Source organism: Nonomuraea sp. NPDC001831 (assembly GCF_042892035.1).
In the GTDB taxonomy this organism is placed as follows: domain Bacteria; phylum Actinomycetota; class Actinomycetes; order Streptosporangiales; family Streptosporangiaceae; genus Nonomuraea.
This window is the reverse complement of record NZ_JBIATU010000006.1, coordinates 270,221-287,212: the sequence shown is the minus strand read 5'-3', so window position 1 is coordinate 287,212 and position 16,992 is coordinate 270,221. Positions and strand designations below refer to the sequence as shown.

The following is a 16,992-nucleotide window of genomic DNA, read 5'->3' as shown; positions in this document are numbered from 1 at the left end:
CCGGTGTTCCCGTTCTACGATATATCGCGATAGTTCATACCGTCTTGATCGCTCCGCCGTCGATGACGTAGTCGGCGCCGTTCACGCTCCCGGCGTGCGGCGAGGCCAGGTACGTCACCAAGGAGGCGACTTCTTCCGGTTCGACGAACCTACCGGTCGTCATTCCGGTGGCCGACGGCAGCCCCGCGAGCAACTGCTCGTGCTCCATGCCGAGCGAGGCCGCCAGGGCGGCGCCGTACCCGTCGGGGGCCTCCCACAGCGAGGTGCGCGCGGCGCCGGGGGAGACGGTGGCGACCCGCACGCCACGCGGGCCGAACTCCTCGGCCAGGGCCTTGCCGAACGCCGTCAGCGCGGCCTTGGCGGTGGTGTACACGACCGGCCCCATGTGCGGCACGCGGGCGCCGTTGGACGAGACGTTGATCACGGTGCCGCCCCGCCGCAACAGGCTGGGCATCGCGGCTCTGGTGGCCCGCACGGCGCTGAGGAAGTTCAGGTCGTACGACTGGCGCCAGGCGTCGTCGTCGAAGCCGAGGAAGCCGTTGACCTGCCCTTCGCCGCTGTCGCCGCCGCCCACGTTGTTGACCAGGAGGTCGATCTCGCCGAGCTCGGCCAGCGCGCGTTCGACCAGCTCGGCCGGGCCCGCCGCGGTGGACAGGTCGGCGGTCACGGTGATCGCGCCGGTGCGCTCGAGCTCGGGGGAGATCGTGCGGGCTGCGGCCACGACGCGCATGCCTTCAGCCGTCAGCGCCTCGACGATCGCCAGCCCCAGCCCCCTGCTCGCCCCGGTGACGACGGCGGTCTTGCCGGTGAGTCGCATGTCCATGTGAATCGCCCTTCTTGCATCAGCGGTGATGCGACGACTCTAGAACTTGCAACACTGATGACGCAACTTCGATTCGAAGGGGAACTGTGCTGTACCCTCTGAGGTGTGAGTGGGACTACGCGGGCCCTGCGGTCCGACGCAGAGCGGACCGTCCAGGCGATCCTGGAGGCCGCCGAACGGGTGCTCAGCAGGAACCCGGCGGCCAGCATGGAGCAGATCGCCGAGGCGGCCGGCGTGGCGCGCACGACCGTCCACCGGCGCTTCGCCTCCCGGGAGTCGCTGGTGGAGGCGATGACCGAATGGGCCACCCGGCAGTTCGCCGCCGCCGTGGACGCCGCCCGTCCCGAGCAGGCACCGCCGCTGGTCGCGCTCTACCAGGTGACGGCGAACGTGCTGCGAGTGAAGATCGACTGGGGGTTCGCGATGAGCCGCGGGCCGTCGGCGGGAGCCGAAGTGGCCCGGGTGCACTCCGAGGTCGAGGCGAGGTGTGAGCGGTTGTTCCAGCAGGCGCGGGCGGCCGGGGTGCTGCGGGAGGACGTGGAGCCGGAGTGGGCCCGGCGGGTGTACTACGCGCTGATCCACGAGGCGGCGCAGAGCCGCGACGGCGAGCCGGAGGCGCTGGCGGGCCGGCTGGTGGACACCTTGTTGCGCGGCGTGGGCCCAGGCTCCGGCCTGCCCTCCACTCCGCTTGCCGCGCCGAGCCCTCCCTCTGGGGCGCCCGCCCCTGCGAGTTCTCCCTCTGTGGCGCCTGCCGCTGGGAGTTCTCCGTCTGCGGCGCCCACCGCTGGGAGTTCTCCTCTGTAGCGCCCGCCTCCGCGAGTTCTCCGTCTGGGGCGTCTGCCTCCGCGAGTTCTCTCTCTGCGGCGCCTGCCTCCGTGAGTCCTCCGCCCGCTTCCGCAAGTCCTTCGGAGTAGGAGGTTCGCGGCTCTCGGGCTTGCGGGTCCCGCCTTCTGTCAGGGGTTGCGGGTCAGGGCGTCGCGGCGCTCGTCCGGGCGGCGTTCCGGGTGGGGCCACGGGTTCGGACGGCAGCGGCCCAGCGACTTCGACTGCTGGACCATCACCGGAGCCGGCAGGCCCGGCCCGGGGCAGGCGCGGTGGCCGTGTCCCAGGCTGTGGCCGACCTCGTGGCTGATGAGGTAGTCGCGGTAGGCGGCCAGGTCACCCTCGTACTGCGGGACGCCGTCGGCCCAGCGGAGCGCGTTGATGACCGAGCGCGTCCCGTTCCAGCACGACAACGTGCCGCCGGTGCGCAACGGCAGGCACTGGCGGACGGTCAGCCCGGGGCTGGACAGCGCCACCCGTACCCGTACCGGGCCGTGGTCGACGCGCTGGAAGCGGGCCCAGCCGCGCGGGTCGTTGAGGGTCCGGTGCACGGCGGCCGCGAACACGGTCCCGTCGATCGGCAGGCCGCGTTCGACCTCCACCAGGTACCGCACCACCTCGCCCTCTCCCGGCCGGGCGGGCGCGCCGCCGGGCACCACGGCGTACGAGCCGGAGGCGGCGTACGGGACCTTGACGTGCGCGGCGGGGAGCGGGATCGGCGCGGGGACCGAGGGGCGCGGCGGAGGGGTGACGGCGGGAGCGGCCCGTTCTGTGGGGCTCTGGGGGCCTTCCGCCGGTTCCGGGGCGGTGGCGCATCCGGCGGCCAGCAGCAGCACGATCAGCAGCGCGAACAGCGGCAACGCGGCCTCCCCACGAGATCACGGTGGGGAGAAATCCACCATATCCGCGCAGTACAACCTGGATCAGGCCGGGGTCTCGCTAATGCCGACTTGCCGCCAATGCCCAGCAGCCGGACGCGGCAGGACCGCCGCTGGCCGCCCTTTGAGCTGGTTCAGCCTGCTGTCTGGACGCGGTACGGCTGGCCTTCGTCGTGAGGCGTGCCTGCACTTTGGGTGGGGAGTGGTTTCGCTGGGCCGCTCTTCTCGTGGTTCGGTCTGCAGTCTGGATGCGGCATGGCTCCGCCGGCGGCTGTCGTTCCTGGGCCGGCCTGCCGTTTGGGGGCGGTGTCGTCCTGCTGGAACGCTCTGGAGCGGCGGCCGATGGGTGCCTTTCCTTCAGCGCGGGACATTCGTCCGGTTGGGCCTCACCGGACTCCACGGGCCGGCCTGGCCGGCGCGCGGCCCGCGCCGGCCAGGCCGGTCGGTCAGGCGGTGCGGGGTGCGTAGGGGGTGAGGTCGATGGGGGGTTGTTCGTCGAGGGCGAGCTTGGCGACGAGTTCGCCGGTGAACGGGCCCGCCGTCAGCCCGTACGCGCTCAGCCCCGTCGCCACCACCACCCGCGGCGTGAGCCGCCCGATGAGCGCTGGGCCGGGGGCGTTGACCGGCCGCAGGCCGACCCTGGTCTCCGACACCGTCGCCCCGAACAGGCCGGGCGCCACCCGCAACCCCGCCGCGATCACCTCTTCGAGACCACCCATCGTGACCCGGGGCGCGAACCCGACGTCCTCCACGGTCGCGCCGATCACGACCCGCGATCCGGGGAACCCCAGCAGGTACGGCCCGCTCCTGGGCAGCACGATCGGCCAGAACGCGGTGTCCACGCCGTCGAGGGTGGCGTGCAGGATCTGTCCGCGCCGGGGGAACACCGGCAGTTCCACCCCGAGCGGACGGCACACCTCGCCCGTCCACGCCCCGGCCGCCACGATCACGACGTCCGCCTCCAGCGGCACGCCTTCGCCGGCGGGCACGCGTTCGGCCACGGAAGGGGCGACGGGTTCGGCCGGTGGGACGGGCACGTCCGGCTCCACGGGCGGGACGGGCGCGGGGACCGGGGCCGGTCCCTCGGGGGAGCCGTCCGGAGGGCCGCCGAAGGGGGCGTCGCCCGCTGCGCCGACCGGTCCCTCGGCGGACGCCTCAAGGGGGCTCTCGGTCAGGTCGCCGGTGGCGGACGGCGGGTAGTCCGGCGCGAGGGGAGCGGCCTGGCGCCAGGAGGTCGTCCGGCCGCTCACCGCGCCGGCTCCCGGCCCCGGCTGGGCCCACTGCGGCCCGCTCCCCGCCGGGATGTCCTCGTCGGCGGCGTGCAGGCGCACCTGCCCGTCAGGGGTGAGGACGGCGCTGCCGTGCAGCACCTCGGCGCCCCGGGCGACGGCGGCCCGCAGCAGCGCGTCGCGCACGGCGCTGCCGTCCACCCGGGCGGCGCCCGGCACGAGGAGCGCGCTGAGGTCGTCGGACAGCGGCGGGAACAGGTCGGACGGCGTCAGCACGTCGGTGACCTCGCCCATCTCGGGCGCGTCGGCGTAGCGGCGGCGCAGCAGGGCCCGCACCGGTTCGAGGTCGACCGGGTCCTCCGCCACCAGCAGGGCGCCGACCTTGGCGTAGCCGATGTCCTCGCCCAGGGCCTCGACCAGCCTCGGGTAGTGGCGGGCGCCCTCGCTGGTCAGCCGGTACCAGGAGTCGTCCTCCGGATGGTCCACCCAGGGGCACACGATGCCCGCGCCCGCCTGGGTCGCCTGGCCCTGGGAGCCGCTGTCCACCACGGTCACGGCCACGCCGCGGCCGCTCAGGTAGTAGGCCGCGCTCGCCCCGACGATCCCGCTGCCGATCACCACAACACGCATGCACCCATGATCGCAGGCGCGGGCGATCTCGGACGATGACCGGATCGTGCGCTTACCATCCGGATACTCCCTCACGCCCATCCCGGGAGCTACGGGCCCACCCGCCGTAACGGACCACCCGCCGTAACGGGACGACCCACCGCAACGGCACCACCCACCGCTACAGGACCGCCTGCTCTGGTGACGGGACCGCCCGCTGCTACAGGACCGCCCGCTCTCGTGACGGGACCGCCGCCACTGCGGGCGCGGGCAGGGGCGGTGCGGGGAGGATCGGTGCGGGCGTGGGACGGCACGGGCGCGGCCGTACGTGGGTCAGCCCACGCCCCACCCGTGCGTCTGCATGAGGACGGAGGCCACCCGCGCGAACCGGTCGCCGTCGAGAACCGCGCCCTCGCGGCGGATGTCGTCCTCGTCCAGGACGAAGACCCGGTCGAGCCGCAGGTACGACACCCGCCCGTCGCGACCCCACGCGCCGATCTCCAGCCAGTCGGAGCCGTCGTCGCCCTTGCTCGACAACATCATGCCGAGAAGCCTGCGCCCGGTACGGCCCACGATCAGCAGCGGCCGGTCCTTGCCCCGCGACGGATCCTCCTCGTACGGCACCCACGCCCACACGATCTCTCCGGGATCGGCCAGGCCGTCGAGGTCGGGGGAGTAGGCCAGAGTGACGGGACCGTTGAGCGAGTGGACCTCGCGTACGACGCCCCGGGCGGGCCGGGGGTCCTCACCTGCATCATGCATTGGGGGAGCTTACGGTGGCAGGCGACCCGAAATCCACCCGTCCGTGGGGAGCGGAGGAGGCCAGCAGGCGGCGTAGGACCGCCGGGGTGTGGCCGACGTGGCGGCGGATCGTACGGGTCAGGTGGGCCTGGTCGGCGAAGCCGAGGTCGGCGGCGAGCGCGGCCAGGCCGGTCTCGCCGTTCTCCAGCCGGTCGAGCGCCCGGCTCACCCGCACCCGGTTGCGGTAGTGGGTCAGCGAGACGCCCAGCTCGCGGGTGAAGGCCCTGCTGAGCCGGTAGGGGGAGACGGCCAGGAACTCCGCCAGCGGCAACAGCCCGGCGGCCGCCGGATGGTCGGCCGAGATCGCCTCGCGGGCGGCGTCGGCGATGGCCGCGGTGGAGCGGACGGGGGACGGGGCAGGCCGGCGCGCTCCGGCCGCCCCTTCTGCGGCGGCCGGGGTGGCGGGCCCGGCCAGCTGGGTGAGGGTGGCGCCGGTCAGCGACAGCAGGGATTCGACCAGGGCGAAGTCGGGGTCTCCCGCGCGGGCGGCGGCCAGCAGGCGGCGGTGCGCGAGCTCGAAGCGGGCGTCGACGTAGACCGTCGAGCGGGCGAGGCGGGTGGTGTCGCCGGCGAGTGTGCGCCAGAGGGAGGGGGACAGGGACAGGGAGGTGCAGACGTCGCCGCCCGCCGGGTGCGCGAAGCGTTCCTCCTCGCCGGGCGCGCCGAGGTAGGCCATCGTCGAGTCGACGGCGGCCTGGCGGCCGTCGGTCATGCGGCGGAACGCGCCACGGTGGACCAGCACCATGCGGTGGGCCCGGCCCACCTCGGGCCGCGACCAGCCGCGGTGGTCGTCGACGCAGGTCACCAGGTCGAGGGTGAAGCCCTTCCCACGGGCCAGCAGCTTGGAGGATCGCACCCGCCGAACGCTACGCCCCACCACCGACAATCTCCCCGCCGGCCACGGCCCGAGCCTCCCGTGCCCCCTTCGGCCTCCGGGGTTACAGCGTCGGAGGGGGATCGCGGCGGAGGCACGGGCCGGCGCGGTGAGGCCCAAAGCGGAGGCATGGGGCGGCGGGCGGAAGCGGTGAGGTGTGCGGCGGAGGCATGGGGCGGCGGGCGTAGGACGGGGGCGCGGCGAGGGGTGGGTTCAGGGGTAGGGCCGGGGCGGCGGTGGGGTGCAAGGATGTTCAAGACCTCCGACGGGGGTCAGCGGCAGGGTGGGGGCATGACAACAGTGATGTCCTCCATAGTTTTCGACTGTGCCGACCCCGTCGCCCTGGCGGCCTTCTACGCCAAGGCGACCGGCTGGCAGGTCGGCGACTCCGACCCCGGCTACGCCACCGTCACCGGCGGCCCCGTGCCGCTGGCCTTCCATCGGATCGACGGCTACCGGGGGCCGGGCTGGCCCAACGACGGCAAGCACGTGCACCTCGACCTGACCGTCCCGGACGTCGAGGAGGCCAGGCGGGCGCTGGTCGCCCTGGGCGCCACCCTGCCCGGCCACCAGCCGGGCGGCGACGACTGGACGGTGCTGCTCGACCCCGAGGGCCACCCGTTCTGCGTGATGCCCGGCTAAGCAAGGTCACCACAGCGCGGCCAGTGCGCGGCCAGTGCGCGGCCAGTGCGCGGCCAGTGCGCGGCCAGAGCGCGGCTAGAGCTCGGTGAAGAACGACCTGACGTCCTCGGCCAGCAGGTCGGGGGCCTGCAGGGCGGCGTAGTGGCCGCCGCGCGGCGGCTCCGACCAGCGCACCACGTTGTGGGAGCGCTCGGCGTAGCGGCGGACCGTGCTGTCGCCGGGGAAGACGGCCACGGCCGTCGGCGTCCTGCCGGGCTCGGCGGGCGGCCCCCAGTCGCCGCCGCTCTCGCGGTACAGGCGCGCGGAGGAGCCGGCGGTGCCGGTCAGCCAGGTGATGGTGACGTTGGTCAGGACGTCGTCGGGGGCGACGCCGCCGGGGTCCTGGCCCCAGCTCGCGAAGGCGTCCAGGTGCCAGGCGAGCTGGCCGGCCGGCGAGTCGGCCAGGGCGTAGGCGAGGGTCTGCGGCCTGGTGCTCTGGATGGCGGCGTACCCGGAGAACTCGCGGTGCCAGCGCTCGATCCGCCGCGCGCGTTCGGTCTCGGCCTCGGTCAGGCCGGACAGGTCGTCGGAGACGAACGCCGTGAGCGCGTTCAGGTGCACGCCCGTCACCCGGTCGGGGGCCATCCGGGCCAGGGCGGGCGAGACGAGCGAGCCGAAGTCGCCGCCCTGCAGGCCGTACCGGTCGTAGCCGAGGCGGTCCATGAGCTCGATCCAGGCGGCGGCGACCCGGCGCACACCCCAGCCGGTCTCGGTGGTGGGGCCGGAGAAGGCGAACCCGGGCACGGACGGGATGACGAGGTGGAAATCGCGGCCGAGCGCCTCGGCCACCCGGGAGAAGTCGGCGAACGTGCTCGGCCAGCCGTGCGTCAGCAGCAGCGGCAGCGCGCCCGGACGCGGCGAGCGCACGTGGGCGAAGTGCACGCGCTGGCCGTCGATCTCGGTGGTGTACTGCGGCAGCTCGTTGAGCCGCGCCTCGTGCGCCCGCCAGTCGTAGCCGTCCAGCCAGTACGCGGCCAGCTCGCGCACGGCCTCGGGCGGCACGCCGTACGACCAGCCGACCCCCTCCAGGGCGTCCGGCCAGCGCGTACGGTCCAGCCGCGCCCGCAGGTCGTCGAGCGCGGACTGCGGGATGTCGATGACGAATCGGTTCATGCCGCCCACGCTAGGCAGCATTGCGGCCAGGATCGGGCCACAATGGACCCGTGCTCGACACCTCGGCGCGGCTCCTGCGCCTGCTCTCGCTCCTGCAGACCCGGCGCGAGTGGCCCGGCGCGGAGCTGTCGCAACGGCTCGGCGTGGCCCCGCGCACGCTGCGCCGCGACATCGACCGGCTGCGCAGCCTCGGCTACCCGGTGGGCTCCACGCCGGGGGTGGCCGGCGGCTACCGGCTCGGCCCGGGCGCCGAGCTGCCGCCGCTGCTGCTCGACGACGAGGAGGCCGTCGCGGTCGCGGTCGGCCTGCGCACGGCCGCCGGCGGCACGGTCACCGGCATCGAGGAGACCTCGCTGCGCGCCCTGGCCAAGCTGGAACAGGTGCTGCCCGCCCGCCTGCGGCAGCGCGTCAACGCCCTGCAGACGCACACCGTGCGCGTCGGCGGCCAGGGCCCGACGGTCGACCCCGAGCTGCTGACCCGCATCACCGCCGCCTGCCGCGACCGCGAGCAGCTGCGCTTCGACTACACCGATCACGAGGGCGCCGTCACGCTGCGCAGGGCCGAGCCGCACAGCCTGGTCAGCAAGGGCAGCCGCTGGTACCTGGTCGGCTGGGACGTCGACCGCCGCGACTGGCGCACGTACCGGGCCGACCGGATCGAGGTGCGCACGCCCAACGGCCCGCGCTTCGCCCCGCGCGAGCCGCCGGAGGCCGACGTCGCCGCCTGGGTGCGGCACCGGCTCGGCCACCAGATGTGGCCGGTCCAGGCCCGCTTCCTGATCCACGCCCCGGCCGGACGGCTGGCCGGCCGCATCGGCGGCGAGGTCGAGCCGGTGGACGAGACCGCCTGCGTGCTCACCATGCGCGGCGACGACCTGCGCCTGATGGCCGTGGCCGTGGCCTTCCTCGACCTCGATTTCGAGGTGCTCGAACCGGCCGAGCTGAAGGAACATCTGCACGCGCTGGGACGGCGGCTGCTCGCTTCCAGAATATGATTCGGTGATGGCGACGTCAGCGTTCTTCACGCGCAAGGAGGGCGAGTTCGTGCCCGCCCCGCACGCGCGCAGCCCCTGGTCCCCCGACATGCTCCACGGCCGTCTGCTCGGCGGCCTGGCGGCGAGCGCCCTGGAGGAGCGGCACGGCGAGCCCGGCCTGCACTTCGCCAGGCTGACCGTCGACCTGTTCCGCAACAGTCCCATGCTGCCGGTCACGGTGGAGACCACCCTGGTCAGGGACGGACGGCGGATCCGGGTCGCCGACGCCGTGCTCTCCACCGAACAGGGCGTGATCGGCCGGGCCTCGGCCGTGCTGCTCCGGCAGGGCGAGCAGCCCGCCGGCCGGCTGCCGCACACGCCCGCCTGGGACGAGCCGCCGCCCGCCGGCGACCCGGCCGAGGGGCAGGGCTGGAAGCCGCCGTTCGACCTGTGGCGGCTGACCGATTGGGGACAGGGCGGCCGCGACCGGGTCTGGCTGCGGGAGACCTGCCCGCTGGTGGACGACGAGCCGCTGACGCCGCTCACCCGCGCCGCCCTGGCCGCCGACTTCGCCAGCCCGCTGGCCAACGTCGGCTCGGCGGGCGTCAGCTTCATCAACGCCGACTACACGCTGACGCTCGCCCGGCTGCCCGAGGGCGAGCTGATCGGCGTCGAGGCCACCGGCCACCTCAGCGCCGACGGCGTCGCGACCGGCCAGGTCACCCTGCACGACGCGGCCGGCCCGATCGGGTTCTGCGTGGTCACGGCGGTGGCCAACCCGGTCGCGCTGACCGGCCGCTGAACGGGCGCTGACCGGCCGCCGGGCCCCGGCGGGCGGTCAGGCGGGGTGCTCGGCGCGGTCGCCCGACCAGTCGGTGTGGAAGGCGCCCTCCCGGTCCACCCGGTGGTAGGTGTGCGCGCCGAAGTAGTCGCGCAACCCCTGCACCAGCGCGGCCGGCAGGCGGTCGCGGCGCAGCCCGTCGTAGTAGGCCAGCGCGGAGGAGAAGCCCGGCGTCGGCACGCCGATCCGCACGGCCGTGGTCACCACGCGCCGCCACGCCTCCTGCGCGGCGTTCAGCGCGGCGGCGAAGGTCGGGTCGGCCAGCAGCGTCGGAAGCTGCCGGTCGGCGTCGTAGGCGGCGCGGATGCGGTCGAGGAATTTGGCCCTGATGATGCAGCCGCCGCGCCAGATGGTGGCCATGGCGCCCGGGTCGACGTCCCAGCCGTACTCCTTGGAGGCGGCGGCGATCTGGTCGAACCCCTGCGCGTAGGCGACGATCTTGGACGCGTAGAGGGCCTGGCGCACGTCCTCGATCAGCTCGCGGCCGCCGACGCCGGACAGCTTGGGGCCCTCCAGCGAGGCGGCGGCGGCGCGCTGCTCGGGGTGGCCCGACAGCGCGCGGGCGAAGACCGCCTCGGCGATGCCGGTCACCGGCACGCCCAGGTCGAGGGCGCTCTGCACGGTCCACCGGCCGGTGCCCTTCTGCTCGGCCTGGTCCACCACGACGTCCACGAACGGCTTGCCCGTGGCCGCGTCGACCTGCTCCAGCACCTCGGCGGTGATCTCGATCAGGTACGAGTCCAGGTCGCCCCGGTTCCACTCCCTGAACACCTCGGCCAGCTCGGCCGGCGTCGCCCCCAGGGCCTGGCGCAGCAGGTCGTAGGACTCGGCGATGAGCTGCATGTCCGAGTACTCGATGCCGTTGTGGACCATCTTCACGAAGTGCCCGGCGCCGTCGGGGCCGACGTGCACCGCGCACGGCACCCCGTCCACCTTGGCGGAGATGTCCTGCAGGATCGGGCCCAGCGCCTCCCACGACTCCTTCGAGCCGCCCGGCATGATGCTCGGGCCGAGCAGCGCGCCCTCCTCGCCGCCGGAGATGCCGGTGCCGACGAAATGGATGCCGCGCTCGCGCAGCGCCGCCTCACGCCGCCGGGTGTCCTGGAAATGCGCGTTGCCACCGTCGACGATCATGTCGCCCGGCTCCATCAGCTCCGCCAGCTGGTCGATCACCGCGTCGGTGCCGGGACCGGCCTTCACCATGATGATCGCCCGGCGTGGCCGCTTCAGCGACGCCACGAAAGCGGCCAGCTCCTCGGCCGGCACGAACGTGCCCTCCCCGCCGAACTCCCTGATCAGCTGCTGGGTGCGGGCCGTCGTGCGGTTGTGCACGGCGACGGCGTACCCGTGCCTGGCCAGGTTCCTGGCCAGGTTGCGCCCCATGGTGGCCAGGCCGGTGACGCCGATGTCTGCCAAGTCCATCTCAATGCTCCTCTGTGGGGGATACGCACGATCAAGCTGGGAGGTTCGGCGAGATATTCCCCCCCTCGCTCAGGACGGGGAGCGCACGCCGAGCTCGTCCAGCCTGTCGAGCATGTCCGCCGGATCGGCGTACACGCGGAAGGCCCCGGCACGTTCGAGCTCGTCCCTGCCATATCCACCGGACAGCAGCCCGATGCCGAGCGCGCCCGCCCGGCGGGCGGCCAGCAGATCCCAGACGCTGTCGCCCACCACCATCGCATGCAGCGGGTCCACCTGGACGAGCGCCGCACCGGCCAGGAACAGATCCGGGTCCGGCTTGGCCCGCCGCACCTGGTCGCGGGTGACCATCGGGGTGTCCTCCGGCAGGCCGAGCATGCCCAGCGCGAGCCGGGCCGTACGGGAGTAGCCGCTGGTGGCGATGGCCCACGGCACGCCGCGCGCGGTCAGCTCACCGAGCAGCTCGGCCGCCCCCGGCAGCGGCCGGACCGACGCCACCTGCTGCTCGTACGCCTCGGCGTGGGTGACCTGCAACTCGTCGATCTGCTCCTGGGTCAGCTTCAGGCCGGTCTCGCGCAGCAGCGCGCTGACGAACAGGCCGCCGCTCATGCCGATGCGCCGGTGGATGCGCCACACCGACAGGTCGATCCCCATCCCGGACAGCGCCTGCCGCCAGGCGATGACGTGCTGGTAGACGCTGTCGATCAGGGTGCCGTCGAGGTCGAACAGGAACGCGGGCGTGGGGGCCTGCGGGAAGTCGTTCATGACGTCCATGACACCATGGGGGGCATGCGGATCATCATCGCGGGTGGGCACGGCAAGATCGCGCTGCGGCTGGCCGAGCGGCTCAGGTCCGGCGCCGTCGGCCTGGTGCGCAACCCCGCGCACGTGGCCGACGTCGAGGCCACCGGGGCCGCGGCCGTGCTGTGCGACCTGGAGAAGGCCACCGCCGACGAGGTGACGGAGATCCTGCGCGACGCCGACGCGGTGATCTTCGCGGCCGGCGCCGGCCCGGGCAGCGGCGCGGCCCGCAAGGACACCGTCGACCGGGCCGCGTCCGTCCTGATGGCCGACGCCGCCGAGCGGGCGGGGGTGCGGCGGTTCATCCAGATCTCCTCCATGGGCGCGGGCCGCCCGCCCGCGCCGGGCAGTGACGCGGTCTGGGCCGCCTACATCGAGGCCAAGACCGCCGCCGAGGACGACCTGCGCGCCCGCGACGGCCTGGCCTGGACGATCCTGCGCCCCGGCCGCCTGACCGACGAGCCCGGCACGGGCCTGGTCCGGCTGGCCCCGCAGGTGCCGCCCGGCTCGGTGCCGCGTGACGACGTGGCCGCCGTCGTCATGGCGCTGCTGGAGAACCCGGGCACCGCGCATCGCACGCTGGAGCTCGTCTCGGGCGACACCCCCGTCATCGACCTCATAGCCACCGAGTAATGCGTCCCCTTTGCCGATTGCTGGCTATGACTTGCGGCTTCTTCGGCTAGATGTCCCCCTGATGCACTAGGGGGAGATCAAATGTCCGACATGCCGTTCAGGTCGTTCTTCGGGGGAGATCCGTTCAGGGGGTTCGAGGAGCTCACCGGGCGGGTGTTCGGCGGGATGGAAGGCTGGCCGCCGTCCCGTCCCAGCGTGCAGCGGGTCGACGTGGGCAAGCTGCTCAGCGCCTCGGCCAGGGAGGTGCTCAGCCGGGCCCTGGAGGTCGCCGGCCAGCGCGGCGCGCAGGACATGGACGTCCTGGACATCCTCGACGCGCTGACCGAGTCCGACGCCACCCGCCCGCTGATGCAGGCGGCGGGCGTCGACCTCGGCAGGCTGCGCGACCGCATCGACGCCCTGACCGGACCCGGCACCGGAACTGAGCCGCCCACCACGCTCACCCCGGCGGCCAAACGCGCCGTCCTGGACGCCCAGCGCATCTCCCGCGCCCTCCAGTCCTCCTACATCGGCCCCGAGCACCTGCTGCTCGCCGTGGCCGCCAACCCCGACTCCGGCGCCGCCCGCCTGCTCCAGGAGCAGGGCGTCTCGGCCAACGAGCTGCAGCAGGCCATCATGTCCGGCGTGTCCCGCCAGCAGCACGGCGACGGACGGCGGTCCACCGACACGCCCGCGCTCGACGAGTACGGCCGCGACCTGACCGAGGAGGCCAGGCAGGGCAGGATCGACCCGGTCGTCGGCCGCGAGGACGAGATCGAGCAGGCCATCGAGGTGCTCTCGCGGCGCACCAAGAACAACCCGTGCCTGATCGGCGAGCCCGGCGTCGGCAAGACCGCCATCGTCGAGGGCATCGCCCAGCGCATCGTCAACGGCAGCGTGCCCGACACGCTGAAGGACCGCCGCGTCGTCGCGCTCGACCTGACCGGCATGGTCGCCGGGTCGAAGTACCGGGGCGAGTTCGAGGAGCGCATCAAGAAGGTCATCGACGAGGTGCGCGCGCACGCCGACGAGACCATCGTCTTCATCGACGAGGTGCACACCCTGGTCGGCGCCGGCTCGGCCGAGGGCGGCATGGACGCGGCCAACATCCTCAAGCCCGCCCTGGCCCGCGGCGAGCTGCACGTCATCGCCGCCACCACGATCGACGAGTACCGCAAGAACATCGAGAAGGACGCCGCGCTCGAACGCCGCTTCCAGCCGATCCTGGTCAGCGAGCCCACCGTCGAGCAGACGGTCGAGATCCTGGCCGGGCTGCGCGACGCGTACGAGGCCCACCACCAGGTCCGCATCACCGACGAGGCCCTGGACGCCGCCGCCAACCTCTCGGCCCGCTACATCACCGACCGCTTCCTGCCCGACAAGGCCATCGACCTGATGGACCAGTCCGCCGCCCGCGTCCGGCTGCGCTCGCGCACCCCCGGCAGCGACGTCCGCGAGCTGGAGGAACGCCTGGAGTCGCTGCGCCGCGACAAGGACCAGGCGGTCACCTCCGACGACTTCGACCGGGCCAAGGAGCTCACCGTCCAGATCGACAAGCTCCGTCCCGAGCTGGACCGGGCGCGGCAGGGCCACGACACCGTCCCGCAGGTCATGGTGGAGGACATCGCCGAGGTCGTCTCCCGGCGTACCGGCATTCCCGTCACCCAGCTCACCGAGCAGGAGCGCGAACGGCTGATGCGGCTGGAGGAGCACCTGCACGAGCGGGTCATCGGCCAGGACGAGGCGGTCGTCGCCATCGCCGAGGCGGTGCGCAGGGCCAGGGCGGGCCTGTCGGACCCCAACCGGCCCATCGGCAGCTTCCTGTTCCTCGGCCCGACCGGCGTCGGCAAGACCGAGCTGGCCAGGGCGCTGGCCGCCGCGCTGTTCGGCGGCGAGGACCACATGGTGCGCATCGACATGAGCGAGTTCCAGGAGCGGCACACCGTCTCCCGCCTGATCGGCGCGCCCCCCGGGTACGTCGGCTACGAGGAGGCCGGCCAGCTCACCGAGGCCGTCCGCCGCCGCCCGCACGGCGTCGTCCTGCTCGACGAGATCGAGAAGGCCCACCCCGACGTCATGAACATCCTGCTCCAGATGCTCGACGACGGCCGCCTGACCGACGGCCAGGGCCGCACGGTGGACTTCACCAACACCATCGTCATCATGACCAGCAACATCGGCGCCCAGCTCATCCTGGACGCCGAGGGCGACACCCCGCGCCTGCAGGACGAGCTCATGGACCTGCTGCGCCACTCCCTGCGCCCGGAACTGCTCAACCGCATCGACGAGGTGATCGTCTTCAAGCGGCTGGAACGCGAGCAGCTGCGCCAGATCGTGGACCTGCTGCTGGACCGCACCCGGCAGCGGCTGCGCGGCCAGGGCGTCACCCTGGAGGTCAGCGACGAGGCCAAGGACTGGCTGGCCCGGCGCGGCTACCAGCCCGAGTTCGGCGCCCGCCCGCTGCGCCGCACCGTGCAGCGGGAACTGGACAACCGCCTGTCCACGATGCTGCTGACCGGCGAGGTGGCCGAGGGCGGCAAGGTCACCGTGGACGTCGAGGACGACCGGCTCCGGCTCAGGGCCCACAACCCCGAGCCGGTCGGCTGACCGGTCAGCGCCGCGGCAGCCGGGCGCGCTCGCGGCACTCCTCCAGGGTGAGGGCCGCCAGCGCCTCCCGGACGACGGGCACGCACACCGGAGCCATCGACAGGCTGGACACCCCGAGCCCCACCAGCAGCGGCGCGACCGCGGGGTCGCCGGCGGCCTCGCCGCACACCCCGACCGGCTTGCCCGCCCGCAGCCCGGCCTCGGCGCACATGCCGACCAGCCGCAGCAGGGCGGGCTGGGCCGGGTCGAGCAGGTCGGACAGGCCGGGATGCTGCCGGTCGGCGGCGAAGGTGTACTGGGCCAGGTCGTTGGTGCCGACGCTGAGGAAGTCCACCTCGGCCAGCAGCTCGTCGGCCTGGAGTGCGGCGGCGGGCACCTCGACCATCACGCCCGCGCGGGCGAGGCCGCGGGCGCGCACGCGGCGGGCGAAGTCGGCCGCCTCGCGCGCGGTGGTCACCATCGGGGCCATCACCCGCACGTCGGCGCCCGTGGCGCGGGCGGCCTCGGCGATGGCGTCGAGCTGGGCGTCCAGGACGCCGGGCAGCACGCGGTCGACGCGCAGGCCGCGCACGCCCAGCGCCGGGTTGGGCTCGGCCGGCAGGCCGAGGAAGGGCAGCGGCTTGTCGGTGCCGGCGTCGAGCGTGCGCACGGTCACCGGCCCGCCCCCGGCGAACACCTCCGCGTAGGCGGCGACCTGCTCCTCGTGGGAGGGCGGCAGCCTGCGGTCGAGGAACAGGAACTCGGTGCGGAACAGGCCCACGCCCTCCGCGCCCGGCCGCAGGTCCGCGGCCGAGCCGATGTTGTGCAGCAGCCTCACCGGGTGGCCGTCGGCGGTCCTGCCGGGCCCGGCGCCGGCGGCCAGCCGCTCCCGGTCGCGCCGGTCGGACTCCCGTACGCCCTCCGCCTCCGCGCCGGTGAGGCCGACCGTGACCTCGCCGGTGACGCCGTCCACGCCGATCACCGTCCCGTCGGGGACGTCCATGACCCCGGCGCAGGCCACCACGGCGGGCAGGCCGCGGCCGCGGGCCAGGATCGCCGTGTGGCTGGTGGGCCCGCCGCGCTCGGTCACCAGCGCCAGCACCCGCGGGCCCAGGCCGGCGGTGTCGGCGGGCGCCAGGTCCGCGGCCACCAGCACGAACGGATGGCCGGGGTCGGGCACGCCCGGCATGGGCAGGCCCAGGGCGGCGGCCACCGCGCGGGACCTGAGGTCGTCGAGGTCGGCGGCCCGCTCGGCGAGGTAGCCGCCGAGCGCGGCCAGGGCCTCCCGGTGCGCGGAGAAGGCGGCGTCCAGGGCGTGGGGGGCGTCCAGGCCGTCGTCGCGCACGTGCGCCTCGGCCTGCTCGCGCAGCTGCGGGTCGGCGGCCATCATGGCCAGCGCCTCCAGGATCTCGGCCCCTTCGGCGCCGGCGTGGGCGGCGCGGCGTTCCAGGTCGGCGGCGAGGGCGTCGAGGGCCTTCGCGACGGCGGCCGCCTCGGCGCCGGGGTCGGTGACCCGGCGGGGCGCGGGCAGCACGGGCGGCGCCGCCATCCGCACCACGGGCCCGGCGGTGCGGCCCTGGCTGACCCCCACGCCCTTCAACGTCGCCTCAGGCATCGAGCGCCTCACCGGCCGCAGTTTCAGCCGCGCCGGACTCGGGGACGGCGTCGAGGTCGCGGGAGAGCAGGGCGGCCAGCGCGTCGAGCGCCTCCTCGGCCCCCGCGCCCTCGGCCTCCAGCGTCACCACCGTGCCCCGCACCGCGCCCAGCGACAACACCCCCAGCATGCTGCCGGCCGGCACGGATTTCTCGCCCAGCCGCACCCGCACCGGCACCCCGAGCCGGGCCGCCTCCCGCACGAACACCTTCGCCGGACGCGCGTGCAGGCCGCCGGCAGAGGCCACGGCCACCGTTCGACTCGCCATCGCCACC

Annotated in this window: 16 protein-coding genes; 6 read left to right on the top strand and 10 right to left on the bottom strand. The window is 74.1% G+C overall.

Annotation, left to right across the window (positions count from 1 at the left end):
* Positions 1-34: 34 nt before the first annotated feature.
* The gene (locus ACFYYW_RS21985) at positions 35-823 is read right to left on the bottom strand and encodes an SDR family NAD(P)-dependent oxidoreductase (protein ID WP_387650924.1); all 789 of its coding nucleotides are present in this window, start codon (positions 821-823) and stop codon (positions 35-37) included.
* A 105-nt stretch (positions 824-928) separates the two neighbouring features.
* Between ACFYYW_RS21985 and ACFYYW_RS21980 the strand changes: the two genes are divergently transcribed.
* The gene (locus ACFYYW_RS21980; RefSeq protein WP_387650922.1) at positions 929-1,627 is read left to right on the top strand and encodes a TetR/AcrR family transcriptional regulator; all 699 of its coding nucleotides are present in this window, start codon (positions 929-931) and stop codon (positions 1,625-1,627) included.
* 149 nt (positions 1,628-1,776) lie between these two features.
* Here the strand turns inward: ACFYYW_RS21980 and ACFYYW_RS21975 are convergent, their stop codons facing one another.
* The 4 genes from ACFYYW_RS21975 to ACFYYW_RS21960 all read right to left on the bottom strand — a co-directional run bounded on the left by ACFYYW_RS21975 (position 1,777) and on the right by ACFYYW_RS21960 (position 6,018).
* A complete protein-coding gene (locus ACFYYW_RS21975; protein ID WP_352325355.1) occupies positions 1,777-2,505 on the bottom strand; it encodes a DUF3152 domain-containing protein in 729 nt (242 codons plus the stop codon).
* Between the two features lie 464 nt (positions 2,506-2,969).
* On the bottom strand, positions 2,970-4,382 hold the full coding sequence (locus tag ACFYYW_RS21970; protein WP_387650920.1) for an NAD(P)/FAD-dependent oxidoreductase: 1,413 nt from the start codon (positions 4,380-4,382) through the stop codon (positions 2,970-2,972).
* Positions 4,383-4,694: 312 nt separating this feature from the next.
* A complete protein-coding gene (locus tag ACFYYW_RS21965; protein ID WP_387650918.1) occupies positions 4,695-5,123 on the bottom strand; it encodes a type II toxin-antitoxin system PemK/MazF family toxin in 429 nt (142 codons plus the stop codon).
* The gene (locus tag ACFYYW_RS21960; protein ID WP_387650917.1) at positions 5,116-6,018 is read right to left on the bottom strand and encodes a helix-turn-helix transcriptional regulator; all 903 of its coding nucleotides are present in this window, start codon (positions 6,016-6,018) and stop codon (positions 5,116-5,118) included. The genes ACFYYW_RS21965 and ACFYYW_RS21960 overlap by 8 nt, the downstream gene beginning before the upstream one ends.
* A 309-nt stretch (positions 6,019-6,327) precedes the next feature.
* On the opposite strand from ACFYYW_RS21960, the gene ACFYYW_RS21955 reads away from it, so the two are divergent.
* A complete protein-coding gene (locus ACFYYW_RS21955) occupies positions 6,328-6,678 on the top strand; it encodes a VOC family protein (protein WP_387650916.1) in 351 nt (116 codons plus the stop codon).
* A 75-nt stretch (positions 6,679-6,753) separates the two neighbouring features.
* On the opposite strand, the gene ACFYYW_RS21950 is transcribed toward ACFYYW_RS21955, so the two are convergent.
* A complete protein-coding gene (locus tag ACFYYW_RS21950) occupies positions 6,754-7,830 on the bottom strand; it encodes an epoxide hydrolase family protein (protein WP_387650914.1) in 1,077 nt (358 codons plus the stop codon).
* 50 nt (positions 7,831-7,880) lie between these two features.
* Between ACFYYW_RS21950 and ACFYYW_RS21945 the strand changes: the two genes are divergently transcribed.
* A complete protein-coding gene (locus ACFYYW_RS21945; protein WP_364390451.1) occupies positions 7,881-8,825 on the top strand; it encodes a YafY family protein in 945 nt (314 codons plus the stop codon).
* Positions 8,826-8,832: 7 nt separating this feature from the next.
* Positions 8,833-9,606, top strand: coding sequence for a thioesterase family protein (locus tag ACFYYW_RS21940; RefSeq protein ID WP_387650912.1), 774 nt, complete (start codon positions 8,833-8,835; stop codon positions 9,604-9,606).
* A 36-nt stretch (positions 9,607-9,642) separates the two neighbouring features.
* On the opposite strand, the gene gndA is transcribed toward ACFYYW_RS21940, so the two are convergent.
* Positions 9,643-11,067, bottom strand: a complete 1,425-nt coding sequence (gene gndA, locus ACFYYW_RS21935) for an NADP-dependent phosphogluconate dehydrogenase (protein WP_387650911.1) — start codon at positions 11,065-11,067, stop codon at positions 9,643-9,645.
* A 69-nt stretch (positions 11,068-11,136) separates the two neighbouring features.
* Positions 11,137-11,829: an HAD family hydrolase gene (locus ACFYYW_RS21930; RefSeq protein WP_387651264.1), complete on the bottom strand. Its 693-nt coding sequence runs from the start codon at positions 11,827-11,829 to the stop codon at positions 11,137-11,139.
* Between the two features lie 24 nt (positions 11,830-11,853).
* Between ACFYYW_RS21930 and ACFYYW_RS21925 the strand changes: the two genes are divergently transcribed.
* Positions 11,854-12,498 carry an SDR family oxidoreductase gene (locus tag ACFYYW_RS21925; RefSeq protein WP_352329252.1) on the top strand — a complete coding sequence of 215 codons (645 nt, stop codon included), beginning with the start codon at positions 11,854-11,856 and terminating at the stop codon, positions 12,496-12,498.
* A gap of 81 nt (positions 12,499-12,579) precedes the next feature.
* Positions 12,580-15,084: an ATP-dependent Clp protease ATP-binding subunit gene (locus ACFYYW_RS21920; protein WP_387650909.1), complete on the top strand. Its 2,505-nt coding sequence runs from the start codon at positions 12,580-12,582 to the stop codon at positions 15,082-15,084.
* Positions 15,085-15,088: 4 nt separating this feature from the next.
* Here the strand turns inward: ACFYYW_RS21920 and ptsP are convergent, their stop codons facing one another.
* Together ptsP and ACFYYW_RS21910 are read right to left on the bottom strand one after the other, a co-directional pair.
* On the bottom strand, positions 15,089-16,690 hold the full coding sequence (gene ptsP / locus ACFYYW_RS21915) for a phosphoenolpyruvate--protein phosphotransferase (protein ID WP_387650907.1): 1,602 nt from the start codon (positions 16,688-16,690) through the stop codon (positions 15,089-15,091).
* Positions 16,671-16,985 carry an HPr family phosphocarrier protein gene (locus ACFYYW_RS21910; protein ID WP_387650906.1) on the bottom strand — a complete coding sequence of 105 codons (315 nt, stop codon included), beginning with the start codon at positions 16,983-16,985 and terminating at the stop codon, positions 16,671-16,673. Before ACFYYW_RS21910 ends, ptsP begins: the two co-directional genes overlap by 20 nt.
* Positions 16,986-16,992 lie beyond the last annotated feature (7 nt).